Source organism: Streptomyces sp. 6-11-2 (assembly GCF_006540305.1).
In the GTDB taxonomy this organism is placed as follows: domain Bacteria; phylum Actinomycetota; class Actinomycetes; order Streptomycetales; family Streptomycetaceae; genus Streptomyces.
On the sequence record NZ_BJOR01000001.1, the window covers coordinates 3443768 to 3455520 of the forward strand.

At 72.8% G+C, this 11753-nt stretch carries 11 protein-coding genes and 1 tRNA gene; 4 read left to right on the forward strand and 8 right to left on the reverse strand.

The features are described 5' to 3' along the window. Positions 1 to 5: 5 nt before the first annotated feature. The gene (locus TNCT6_RS14805) at positions 6 to 593 is read right to left on the reverse strand and encodes a TetR/AcrR family transcriptional regulator (protein WP_141359819.1); all 588 of its coding nucleotides are present in this window, start codon (positions 591 to 593) and stop codon (positions 6 to 8) included. Next, positions 590 to 2104, reverse strand: a complete 1515-nt coding sequence (locus TNCT6_RS14810; protein ID WP_141359820.1) for a 3-hydroxyacyl-CoA dehydrogenase — start codon at positions 2102 to 2104, stop codon at positions 590 to 592. The genes TNCT6_RS14805 and TNCT6_RS14810 overlap by 4 nt, the downstream gene beginning before the upstream one ends. A 170-nt stretch (positions 2105 to 2274) precedes the next feature. Between TNCT6_RS14810 and paaN the strand changes: the two genes are divergently transcribed. Further along, a complete protein-coding gene (gene paaN, locus TNCT6_RS14815) occupies positions 2275 to 3966 on the forward strand; it encodes a phenylacetic acid degradation protein PaaN (protein WP_141359821.1) in 1692 nt (563 codons plus the stop codon). A 13-nt stretch (positions 3967 to 3979) separates the two neighbouring features. Here paaN and TNCT6_RS14820 read toward each other — a convergent pair whose 3' ends face one another. The 5 genes from TNCT6_RS14820 to TNCT6_RS14840 form a co-directional block, all read right to left on the reverse strand. Next, on the reverse strand, positions 3980 to 4732 hold the full coding sequence (locus tag TNCT6_RS14820) for an RNA methyltransferase (protein WP_141359822.1): 753 nt from the start codon (positions 4730 to 4732) through the stop codon (positions 3980 to 3982). Continuing rightward, on the reverse strand, positions 4729 to 5940 hold the full coding sequence (locus TNCT6_RS14825; RefSeq protein ID WP_141359823.1) for an HTTM domain-containing protein: 1212 nt from the start codon (positions 5938 to 5940) through the stop codon (positions 4729 to 4731). Before TNCT6_RS14825 ends, TNCT6_RS14820 begins: the two co-directional genes overlap by 4 nt. Beyond that, entirely contained in the window at positions 5937 to 6566 is a 630-nt protein-coding gene (locus tag TNCT6_RS14830) for a DUF5819 family protein (protein ID WP_373996171.1), read from the reverse strand. Before TNCT6_RS14830 ends, TNCT6_RS14825 begins: the two co-directional genes overlap by 4 nt. 1063 nt (positions 6567 to 7629) lie before the next feature. Continuing rightward, the gene (locus tag TNCT6_RS14835; protein WP_141366444.1) at positions 7630 to 7959 is read right to left on the reverse strand and encodes a rhodanese-like domain-containing protein; all 330 of its coding nucleotides are present in this window, start codon (positions 7957 to 7959) and stop codon (positions 7630 to 7632) included. A gap of 176 nt (positions 7960 to 8135) precedes the next feature. After that, on the reverse strand, positions 8136 to 8984 hold the full coding sequence (locus TNCT6_RS14840; protein ID WP_141359824.1) for a hypothetical protein: 849 nt from the start codon (positions 8982 to 8984) through the stop codon (positions 8136 to 8138). Between the two features lie 143 nt (positions 8985 to 9127). Between TNCT6_RS14840 and TNCT6_RS14845 the strand changes: the two genes are divergently transcribed. Then, positions 9128 to 9472: a hypothetical protein gene (locus TNCT6_RS14845; RefSeq protein ID WP_141359825.1), complete on the forward strand. Its 345-nt coding sequence runs from the start codon at positions 9128 to 9130 to the stop codon at positions 9470 to 9472. A 207-nt stretch (positions 9473 to 9679) separates the two neighbouring features. On the opposite strand, the gene TNCT6_RS14850 is transcribed toward TNCT6_RS14845, so the two are convergent. Continuing rightward, positions 9680 to 9766 (reverse strand) — tRNA-Leu (locus TNCT6_RS14850). A 488-nt stretch (positions 9767 to 10254) separates the two neighbouring features. Here TNCT6_RS14850 and TNCT6_RS14855 point away from each other — a divergent pair. Together TNCT6_RS14855 and TNCT6_RS14860 are read left to right on the forward strand one after the other, a co-directional pair. Further along, the gene (locus TNCT6_RS14855; protein WP_141359826.1) at positions 10255 to 11115 is read left to right on the forward strand and encodes a DUF3662 and FHA domain-containing protein; all 861 of its coding nucleotides are present in this window, start codon (positions 10255 to 10257) and stop codon (positions 11113 to 11115) included. 10 nt (positions 11116 to 11125) lie between these two features. Beyond that, a complete protein-coding gene (locus tag TNCT6_RS14860) occupies positions 11126 to 11638 on the forward strand; it encodes an FHA domain-containing protein (RefSeq protein ID WP_141359827.1) in 513 nt (170 codons plus the stop codon). The last annotated feature ends 115 nt before the right edge of the window (positions 11639 to 11753 follow it).

An 11753-nucleotide genomic window follows, 5' to 3' on the forward strand; every position in this document is an offset into this window, starting at 1 on the left:
GGGGGTCAGTCCTTGCGCAGCCCCGAGAAGACCAGCCGCGTCACCGCGTCGGCCACCTCGCGCTCCCCCATGCCGCGCCCGTCGGGCCGGTACCACTCCACGATCGAGTTGATCATCCCGAAGACGAGCCGGGTCGCCAGCCGCACCTCCACGTCGGCGCGCACGTCCCCCTCCTCGGCCGACGCCCTCAGCAGATCGGCCACCCGGTGGTCGAAGTCGCGGCGCCGCTCCAGCGCCCAGCGCTCGGTCTCGGTGTTGCCGCGCACGCGCAGCAGCAGCGTCACATAGGGCAGTTCGGTGATGAGCACCTCGACCATGCGCCGCACCACGTGCTCCAGGCGCTCGACGGCGCGCCCCGTGCGCGCGTGCTCCTCGTCGAGGATCCCGAACAGCTCGTCCAGCGCCCGGCTGACCGCCCGGCGCAGCAGCTCCTCCTTGCCGGCGACGTGGTGGTAGATCGACGACTTGGAGATGCCGGCCGCCCGGGACAGGTGCTCCATGGAGGTGCCGTCGTAGCCGCGTTCGATGAAGACCTGAACGGCCACGGACAGCAGCGTCTCCGGGGTGTACGTGTCGCGCCTGGCGGTGGTCATGAGGTGCCCTCCCGCTTGTCGGTGGCGTAGGCGTGGCGGTGGAGCGCGAGCGACGGCGCGTAGCGGCCGGACGGATCGCACTCGTGCAGGTTGTCCAGCAGGGACCAGGCCCAGGTGCCGCCGAGCCTGCGGCTCCACTCGAAGGGCCCGAGCGGGTAGTTGACGCCCAGGCGCATCGCGGTGTCGATGTCCTCCTCGGTGGCCACCCCCTTGGCGACGGCGTCGTGCGCCAGGTCGACGATCCGGGCGACCGTGCTGGCGACGATCATGCCGGGGACGTCCCCGATGACGCTGACCTTCTTGCCGAGCGCCTGGAACAGGCCGGTGGCCTCGGCGACGGTCCGCGGCGAGGTGTCCTGGGAGGCGGACAGGGCGATCCGCGTGGCCGCGCGGTAGTCGAGGGCGAGGTCGAAGCAGACCGCGTCCCGGAACTCCACCGAGGTCTGCCCGTCGGCGAGGACCAGCCGGCCACCGCCCGGCAGCACCAGGCGGGTGCCGTGGTCCTCGTTCTCCTCGCGCACCTGGATGCCCGCCTCCCTGATCAGGGCGAGCAGGTCCGAGGCGGGCCCGAGGCCGCCCTCGGCGACCACGTACGCGGGCGGCGCCTCCTGTTCCGCGGTGTGCGGCTCGGGGCGCTCGGCGCCCTCGCGGTAGTCGTACCAGCCCCGGCCGCTCTTCCTGCCGTGCCGGCCGGACTCGACCAGACGGCGCTGGGCCAGCGAGGGGGTGAACCGCACGTCCTGGAAGAACGACCGCCACACCGAGTGGGTGACCGACTCGTTGACGTCCTGCCCGATGAGGTCGGTCAGTTCGAAGGCCCCCATCCGGAAGCCGCCCGACTCGCGCAGGACCGCGTCGATGGTGGCGGGGTCGGCGCCCTGGGACTCGTACACCGCGAAGGCCTCGGCGTAGAAGGGCCGGGCGATGCGGTTGACGATGAAGCCGGGGGTGTCCGCGCAGGCCACGGGGGTCTTGCCCCAGGCGCGGGCCGTCTCGTACGCGCGCGTGGCCGACGTGACGTCGGTGGCGAACCCGGAGACCACCTCGACCAGCGGCATCAGCGGGGCCGGGTTGAAGAAGTGCAGGCCCACGAGGCGGCCCGGGACGCGGAGCGCGCCGCCGACGGCCGTCACCGACAGGGAGGAGGTGTTGGTGGCGAGCAGGCAGTCGTCGCCGACGACGACCTCCAACTCCTTCAGCAGTTCCTGCTTGACGTCGAGCCGCTCCAGGACGGCCTCGACGACCAGCGCGCAGTCGGCGAGTTCGGTCAGGCCGTCGGCGGCCAGGAGCCGGGCGCGGGCCGCGTCCCGCTCGGCGCCGGTCAGCCGGTCCTTCTCGACGAGCCGGTCGAGCCGGGCGCCGATCGCGGCGGCCGCCTCCCGGGCCCGCCCGGGCACGGCGTCGTACAGGCGTACGGTGTGACCCGCGACCAGCGCGACCTGGGCTATGCCCTGGCCCATGGTGCCGGTGCCGACGACGGCCACCGGACTGCTGAGGTCGAGTGCTGTCATGTGCGCGATCCTCCCGCACGGCGCTGTCCACGGATGCGGCGGACCCCTTGTACCGACCGATCGTTCGGTTACTCTAACTCTGACCGCCTGTTCCTGCCCATGGCCGTGACCATGGAGATGCCAGATCACGGGCTCGACGAGGAGCTCTTGAGACGAGGAGTTGGTCCCGCATGGCCGCCGAACTGACCGCACACGAGCTGATCGCCAGGCATCGGCCCACCCTGGACCAGGCGCTGGAGGCGATCCGCACCCGCGCGTACTGGTCGCCCCACCCCGAGCACCCCAAGGCCTACGGGGAGAACGGCAGCCTCGACGCGGCCGCCGGCAAGGCCGCCTTCGACGCCGTCCTGGGCACCCGCCTCGACCTCGGCCAGCCCGGCACGGACGACTGGGTGGGCGGCGAGGTCTCGCCGTACGGCATCGAACTGGGCGTGAGCTACCCGCACGCGGACATCGACGTCCTGCTGCCCGCCATGAAGGCCGGCCAGCGGGCGTGGCGGGACGCGGGCGCGGAGGCGCGCGCCGTGGTGTGCGTGGAGATCCTCAAGCGGATCAGCGACCGGACGCACGAGTTCGCGCACGCGGTCATGCACACCTCCGGCCAGGCCTTCATGATGGCGTTCCAGGCGGGCGGCCCGCACGCCCAGGACCGCGGCCTGGAGGCGGTGGCGTACGCGTACGTGGAGCAGGTGCGCACCCCCGACACCGCCGAGTGGACCAAGCCGCAGGGCAAGCGCGACCCGCTCGCCCTCACCAAGCGGTTCACCGCCGTCCCGCGCGGGATCGCGCTGGTCATCGGCTGCAACACCTTCCCGACCTGGAACGGCTTCCCGGGCCTGTTCGCCTCCCTCGCCACCGGCAACGCCGTCCTGGTCAAGCCGCACCCGCGCGCGGTGCTGCCGCTCGCGCTCACGGTGAGGACCGCCCGCGAGGTGCTCGCCGAGGCCGGCTTCGACCCGAACCTGATCGCGCTCGCCGCCGAACGTCCCGGCGAGGGCATCGCCAAGACGCTCGCCACCCGCCCCGAGATCAGGATCATCGACTACACCGGCTCGACGTCGTTCGGCGACTGGCTGGAGGCCAACGCCCGCCAGGCGCAGGTCTACACGGAGAAGGCCGGCGTCAACACGGTGCTCGTGGAGTCCACCGGGAACTACAAGGGGATGCTCGCCAACCTGGCCTTCTCGCTGTCCCTCTACAGCGGCCAGATGTGCACCACCCCGCAGAACCTGCTGATCCCCCGCGACGGCATCCGCACCGACGAGGGACCCAAGTCCTTCGACGAGGTGGCGGCCGACCTCGCCAAGGCCGTGGACGGCCTCCTCGGCGACGACGCCCGCGCCAACGCGCTGCTCGGCGCGATCGTCAACCCGGACGTCAAGGCCCGCCTGGAGGCCGCCGCGGGCCTCGGCGAGGTCGCCCTCGCCTCCCGCGAGATCACCAACCCGGACTTCCCCGGCGCGGTCGTCCGCTCGCCGGTGATCGTGAAGCTGGACGGCGCCAAGCCGGACGCCGAGGCCGCCTACATGAACGAGTGCTTCGGCCCCGTCTCCTTCGCCGTCGCCGTCGACTCGGCCGCCGACGCGGTGGAGCTGCTGCGTCGCACGATCCGCGACAAGGGCGCGATGACGGTGGGCGCGTACACGACCGACGAGGAGGTCGAGCAGGCGGTGCAGGAGGTGTGCCTGGAGGAGGCCGCCCAGCTGTCGCTGAACCTCACCGGCGGGGTGTACGTCAACCAGACCGCCGCCTTCTCCGACTTCCACGGCTCCGGCGGCAACCCGGCGGCCAACGCGGCCCTCACCGACGGCGCGTTCGTCGCCAACCGCTTCCGCGTGGTGGAGGTCCGCCGGGAGGCGTAGGTCCCTCAGTCCCTCAGGATGCGGCCGCGCCCCCGGTGGCGCTCCAGTGGTACAGCGTCATCGCCACACTGGTGGCGAGGTTGTAACTGGAGACCTGGGGGCGCATCGGCAGCGCCACCAGATGGTCGGTGCGCGCGCGCAGGTCGGCCGACAGGCCGCTGCGCTCGGAGCCGAAGGCGAGCACGGCGTCGTCGGGCAGTTTCACCCCGCGGATGTCCTCGCCCTCCGGATCGAGCGCGAACAGCGGCCCGCGGGGCAGCTCGTCGACGTCCAGCCGCTCCACGGCGGTCGCGAAGTGCAGCCCCGCCCCGCCGCGCACCACCGTCGGGTGCCAGGGGTCCAGGGTGCCCGTGGTGACCACTCCGGTCGCCCCGAAACCGGCGGCCAGGCGGATCACCGCCCCCGCGTTGCCCAGGTTGCGCGGCTGGTCCAGGACGACGACCGGCGCGCTGCGGGGCGAGTGCGCCAGCGCCCGCAGATTGGCCTCGCGGGACGGCCGTACGGCGAGGGCCGCCACGGCCGTGGGATGCGGGCGCGGCACGAGGGAGGCGTACGTCTCCCGCGGCACCTCGTTCAGCAGGGCGTCCAGCGTGTCCCGTACGTCGGGGGCCAGCTCGTCGGCGAGGGCGAGCGCCGCGTGCCGGTCGGCGGTGACAGCCACCGGCACCTCGGCCCCGAAGCGCAGGGCGTGCTTGAGGGCGTGGAAGCCGTCGAGCAGCACGGTGCCGCCGGCCAGCCGGTGCCAGTCGCGTACGGGGTCGCTCATGCCGGGAAGCCTACGCGGGCGGGCCCGGCGTCCTCCGGGGAGCGCGGGTCCTTCTCCTGGGGCCGGTCCCCGCCCCGCCGCAGTCGCGCACGCGCGCGTGCCGCGAGGCCGCCCAGGCGGCGCAGGAAGGGCGTCGGCAGGAACACCGAGTCCGCCGCGATCATCGCCAGGGAGAAGAACGGCAGCCCCAGCACGACCGCGATCACGGCGTGCTCGGCCATCATGACCGCCAGCAGGACGTTCTTCACCCGCCGGTTGAACAGCGTGAACGGGAACGCGACCTGCGCCATCACCGTCCCGTAGGTCACCAGCATCACCATCGTGCCGCTGGCGGCCAGCAGACCGGCCAGGGCCGGCCAGGGCGAGAAGTAGTCCAGGTGGAGCGGGTAGTAGACGGCGGTGCCGTCCTGCCAGCGCGAGCCCTGGACCTTGTACCAGCCGGCCGTGGCGTAGATCAGGCAGGCCTCGGCCATGATCACGAGCAGGGCGCCGTTGTGGACGATGTCGGCGACGACGTTCAGCAGCATCCGCGGCTGCGCCGAGCGCGCCCGGCGCCCGGCCGCCCACCACAGGGCCAGGCCCAGCCAGACCGTCCACAGGAGGACGGGCACGAACACCTCGCCCTGTATCCGGCCCGCCGCCGTGATCACGGCCAGGAACAGCCCCAGCACGCTCCACAGGGCGGGACCGGCCCGGTCGGGGACCCGCTCCCCGCGCGCGTGTGCCGCCCGTACCCGCGCGGCCCGGCGCGCGTCGAGCGACCAGACCTGGCCGCAGCGGGTGAACACCAGGTACAGCGACATCAGGTGCAGCACGTTGTCGCCGCCGTCGCCCACGAAGACGCTGCGGTTCTGCAGGGAGAGCACGCCGACCATGAAGAGCACGGACGTGGTGCGGGTGCGCCAGCCCAGCGCGAGCAGCAGGCTCGCCAGCACGGCCAGCGCGTAGCACGTCTCGAACCAGAGGTCGCCGCGGAACCACAGCAGGGCCGTGAAGGCGCCGTTGTCCGAGGTCAGCTGCTGGGCCAGGTTCCAGCTCCACGGGCCGTCGGGGCCGTAGAGCTCGTGGCGGTGGGGGAACTCGCGCAGCAGGAACAGCAGCCAGGTCAGCGAGAAGCCGATGCGTATGACGGCGGTCTGGTAGGGGCCGAGGGCCGTCTCGGTGACCCTCGCGATCCCGCGCGAGACCGAGAGCGCGAGGCGGTTCACCGTACGCCTCCCCGGGTCTCGCCGGCCGGCACCGTCCACCACTGCAGCGAGCGGTAGGACGGCTTGCCTGTCGGCTTCTCGTTGCTCCACGGGGGCGGGGGCACGTTGCTGGTGCGGCTGCGGATCTGGACGCGTTCGAGGACGCCGCCCGCGCCGGCCGCGTCCCCGCGTTCCAGACGCAGCACCGCGATACGGCGCAGGTACTGCTCGGCCAGGGTGCCGCGCAGGCCCACCGGCCGGTTGTCGGCGTCGTGGGCGGCGCCGTAGAAGTCCCAGGCGCGGCGCAGTTCGTTCTGCTGGGTGTGGCTGGGCAGCAGATTGCCCTCGATGGCCCGGCCGTCCTCGGCGGACAGGTCGTACCAGCCGGTGGTACGGGTGCCGCCGTCCGCCGTGCGGACCTCCGCGCGCACCTGGACGGCGACGTTCTGCTGGAGCGGGTTCGGCGCGAACAGCTTCCAGTTCTGCTCGAACTCCGGGTAGACCCACCCGTCGACGGCCTCGGCGTGCTCCCTGTTCACCGTGTTCGACGGCGTGACATGCAGGAACACCATCCCGAGATGCACACACACCACGACGGCGACCACCGCGAGCACCAGCACCGCACCCACCTGATGCGGCAGGGACAAGGCAGCGACACCACCACGAGACGCCGACCCGCCGGGAGCGGGGGCGGAGGCAGGTACGGGGGCAGGAGCAGGTATGGGGTCTGGAGCGGTGCCAGGAGCAGGGGCGGGGGCAGATATGGGAGCGGGAGCCGCGAGCGCGGCGGGCCCAGGACCGGGGCCGGGGCCGGGGCCGGGGCCAGGGCCAGGAGCGAAACCGGGGCCAGGACCGGGGCCGGGGTCGGGGTCGGGTGCGGGACCGGTGCTGGAGTCGAAAGCCGGGCCGCGACCGGGGGCAGAACCGGGGCCAGGAGTAAGGCCGAGGTCAGGAGCGGGACCGGTGTCTGGAGCGGTGTCAGGACCGGGAGTGGGAGCGGGACCGGGGCTGAGGTCGGGAGAGGGGCCAGGAGCGGGGCTGGAGTCGGAAGCCGGAACTGCGGCCGGGCCGCGACCAGGACCAGGAGCGGGACCGGTGCCAGAACCGGGAACAGTGCCGGTGCCAGGACCAGGAACCGTGCCGGGGGCTGAGCGGGGAGCAGGAACCGGGACGGGCGTGGGGGCCAGGGCTTTCTCGTCCGGCCTGTCAGCGGACCCGGCGTTCTCGTCCGGGCCTGCAGCGGACTGCGGCCCGTCAGCGGACCCGAGGGAGGTCCGGGAGCCCTCGTCCGGCCGGGCGCCCGGGCGGCTGGGGGCACGTGAGGCGGTCGAGTCGTCGTCGTGCGCGTTCATCCCGCCCCGTTTCCGATCCCGGTCCGTCCTGCGGCCGCCACCCGGCCGCGGGGCGCCGTACCGCCCGCGCGCACCACTTCCCGGCGCCGCACCGGAACGGTACTCAGGGCCGCCCTCCGGGCACACCCCCGGGGCGTACCGGGCGCCGCGCCGGACTGAACCGGCAGTCGTCCGAAGGCCGTCCGGCAGTCGTCCGGCGGAGGGGGCCACCCTACGGCGGTCCGCCGCAACATGGAATCGGCCGGGCACACGGGATCAGTCGGCCGTCCGGCCGCGCCCATCCTCCCCAGCCCACCACACTTCTGACGCCCTGCCAGAAACATTTCGGCACTGGGGAGTCCAGGGCCCCGCCCCGGTGTCACACCACCTGGCCGGGACGCCCCTCGTCGGTCACGACGGGCCGCCCCGAGGCGGCCCACACCTGCATGCCGCCGTCGACGTTCACCGCGTCGACGCCCTGCTGGACCAGGTACATCGCGACCTGCGCCGACCGCCCGCCGGAGCGGCAGATCACATGGATCCGCCCGTCCTGGGGCGCCGTCCCGGTCAGTTCGCCGTACCGGGCCACGAACTCGCTGAGGGGAATGTGCAGCGCCCCCTCGGCGTGACCCGCCCGCCACTCGTCGTCCTCGCGGACGTCCAGCAGGAAGTCGCCGTCCTCGAGGTCCTGGACCCCGACCGTGGGCACACCAGCTCCGAAATGCATGCGTCGACGCTACCCGAAGCGCACCGGAGGGTTCCGGTCCGGACCGGCACGGATCCGGCACGGATCCGGCACGGATCCGGCACCCGGCCAGTCACGGGTGACGCAGGTCACGCGGGAGCAGGCAGGTCACACGGGGAGGGCCACGCGAGTCACGCGCGTCACTCCTGGCTCAGCAGCTCGGCCAGTTCCGCCTCGCGCTCCGCGACCTCCTTGCGCAGCTGCTCGGCGATCTCGTCGAGGAGGCGGTCGGGATCGTCGGGGGCCAGCCGGAGCATCCCGGCGATCGCGCCGTCCTCCAGCCCCTTGGCGACCACCGTGAGCAGCTCCTTGCGCCGGGCGAGCCATTCGAGGCGGGCGTAGAGCTCCTCGCTGCGGCTCGGCCCCTGCTCCTTGGGCTTCGGGCCCGCCGCCCACTCCGCGCCCAGCTCCCGCAGCTGGTCCTCGTCGCCGCGCGCGTAGGCGGCGTTGACCCGGCTGAGGAAGTCCTCGCGCCGCTTGCGCTCGTCGTCCTCCTGCGCCAGGTCGGGGTGGGCCTTGCGGGCCAGCTCGCGGTACAGGCGGCGGGCCTCCTCGCTGGGGCGCACCCGCTGCGGGGGCCGCACGGGCTCGTCGGTGAGCATCGCGACGGCCTCCGGGTACAGACCGTTGGAGTCCATCCAGCCGTTCAGCAGCTCCTCGACCCCGGGGATCGGCTGCAGATCGGCCCGCGCCTCCCGCGCCTTGCGCAGGTCCTCGGGGTCACCGGTGCGCGCGGCCCTGGCCTCGGCCGTCAGCGCCTTCAGCTCCTCCAGCCGGGCGTAGAGCGGTCCGAGTCTCTGCTCGTGCAGCCGGGCGAAGTTCTCGACCTCCACCCGGAAGGTCTCCACCGCGATCTCGTAGTCGATGAGCGCCTGTTCGGCGGCCCGTACGGCCCGCTCCAACCGCTCCTCGGGCCGCGCAGAGGCGCCCTCGGACGTCGCCCGGTCCGCCCCGGCGACGTCACCCTGTTCAGCTTCCGGGGTCGTCACCCGACCAGACTAGCGCCGCACGGGCCGGGCCCCGCCCACCGCCGCGACGACCGTGCCCCGTCCCCAACGCCCCCTGTCCGCCGGGCCGCCCACAACGCCGGACAGCGAGACGCTACGGCATCTCCTCGGGCACGAACGGCGCGATGACCGTCGGCGGCGGTCCCACCGGAGCAGGCCCCTGCTTCAAGCCGAACTCACCGCCGCACACGGCCCTGGTGACGCCCGGCACCCCTGCCGACCGTCACGGCCATGTCTTCGGCCACATCTGCGTCCCGCTGTCCGGCGTCCCGCTCGGCTCCTGGCAGGCCGACGACGTCGACGCCCACGGCATAGGGGGATACGCCTTGCGGGGCTCCCAGTTCACGGACTCCGCCGGCGCGTACGCGCCGAGCAAGATCGTGCCGGGCCTCCACCCCGGCCGCACCCGGCACCTCCACGTCAAGGCACAGGCGCCCGGCCGTCCGGCACTCACCACCCGGCCGTACTAACGGCACCGACGCCCTCTTCGACCCGGCCCTGCTGACGAACGTCCGCGGACGGCACACAACAGGTCCCCATGCGTGAGATACCTCACGCTCCGGGTCCCGTTGCCCATCGGCCGAGTTGTGCGATGGCCCACATGTGCCGGCACAACGAGAAACGGGCCCCCGCCGTGACTTCCGTCACTGGCGGAGACCCGTTTCATCGGTATCTCATGGTGCGCGAGGGGGGAGTTGAACCCCCACGCCCTTGCGGGCACTGGAACCTGAATCCAGCGCGTCTGCCTATTCCGCCACCCGCGCATTGGGTGTGTCCTCCGGCTCCGCCCCCCTGGGGGGCTGGCGCCTTCCGACATGCAGAACATTAGCACGCCCCGAAGGGTGGATTCACATCGCTTTTCCAGGGCAGGGGCCCCGCCCCGGCCGCACCGCGTCCGCCCGCCGAGGCAGGCCGCCGGCCCCGGGCCGCGCCGCCCGGACGGAGTCCCTTTCCGTGTCGGAGCGCGTCCGTTCACGTATCAACCTCGTACCGGTCACGCCCGTCTGCCCAGGAGCCGGACGAGGACCACAGTCGGGTGCGGGACACTGGTCTGCGACCCCCTCTACGATCCTGGGCAGAAGTACCGAGCGACACCGGGCACGCGACAGGCGTCGACACCCGTCGACAGGGCCGACAGGGGGAACCAGCCGATTCACCGGCGCGTGGATACGATCAGTAAGCAGTACCAGGCAAGCAATACGCAGCACGACGGCACGACCCGCAGCGACGGCAACGATGGAGGAGGTGCCCCATGGGAGTCCTGAAGAAGTTCGAGCAGCGTCTCGAAGGTCTGGTCAACGGCACCTTCGCCAAGGTCTTCAAGTCCGAGGTCCAGCCCGTGGAGATCGCGGGTGCGCTCCAGCGCGAGTGCGACAACAACGCGACCATCTGGAACCGCGACCGCACCGTCGTACCCAACGACTTCATCGTGGAGCTCAGCGCGCCCGACTACGAGCGTCTGAGCCCCTACTCCGGCCAGCTCGGCGACGAGCTCGCCGGCATGGTGCGCGACTACGCGAAGCAGCAGCGCTACACCTTCATGGGGCCGATCAAGGTCCACCTGGAGAAGGCGGAGGACCTGGACACCGGCCTGTACCGGGTGCGCAGCCGTACGCTCGCCTCCTCCAGCAGCCAGCAGGCGCCCCAGGCACCGTCGGCCGGCCCGGGCGGCCGCCCCGCCGCCCCGGGCGGGTACGGCTACCCGCCCGCGGCCGGCCCCTCGGCAGCGCCCCCCATGCCGTCCGCGCCGCCGCCCGGCGCCCGCCCCGGCGGCTACGGCTACCCGCCGCCCGCCGCCCAGCGGCCCGCGCCCGCCCCGGCGAGCGGCGGCCGCACCCGCTACTGGATCGAGATCAACGGCACCCGCCACCAGATCTCCCGCCCGACACTCGTGCTCGGCCGCAGCACCGAGGCCGACGTGCGGATCGACGACCCCGGCGTCTCCCGCCGGCACTGCGAGATCCGGACCGGAACGCCCTCGACGATCCAGGATCTCGGGTCCACCAACGGCATCGTGGTGGACGGGCAGCACACCACCCGCGCTACGCTCCGCGACGGCTCGCGGATCGTCGTGGGCAGCACCACCATCATTTACCGGCAAGCCGAAGGGTGAAGCGGGGGCAATGTCAGAGCTGACCCTCACGGTCATGCGGCTGGGTTTCCTGGCCGTACTGTGGCTGTTCGTGATCGTGGCCGTGCAGGTCATCCGCAGCGACCTGTTCGGTACGCGCGTCACCCAGCGGGGGGCCCGCAGGGAGACAGCCCGGCCGCAGCAGGCCGCGCGCCAGACGGCGCCGCCGCCGCAGCGCGGTCAGCAGGGCGGTGGCCGCCAGCGGCGCAACGCCCCCACCAAACTCGTGGTGACCGAGGGCATCCTCACCGGCACCACCGTCGCGCTGCAGGGCCAGACCATCACCCTGGGCCGTGCGCACGACTCCACGATCGTGCTGGACGACGACTACGCCTCCAGCCGCCATGCCAGGATCTACCCGGACCGCGACGGCCAGTGGATCGTCGAGGACCTCGGATCCACCAACGGCACATACCTGGACCGGACCCGGCTGACGACCCCCACACCGATGCCGCTGGGCACGCCGATCCGCATCGGCAAGACCGTCATCGAGCTGCGGAAGTAGTACGACTAATGAGCGAGCGGAGCGAGCACGCAACGGCGGCCGGCACCCCGGGTCCCGGCGCGCTCCCGACCGGAGGGTGGGCACCGTGCGGATGTACCCGGAGCCGACGGGCGAG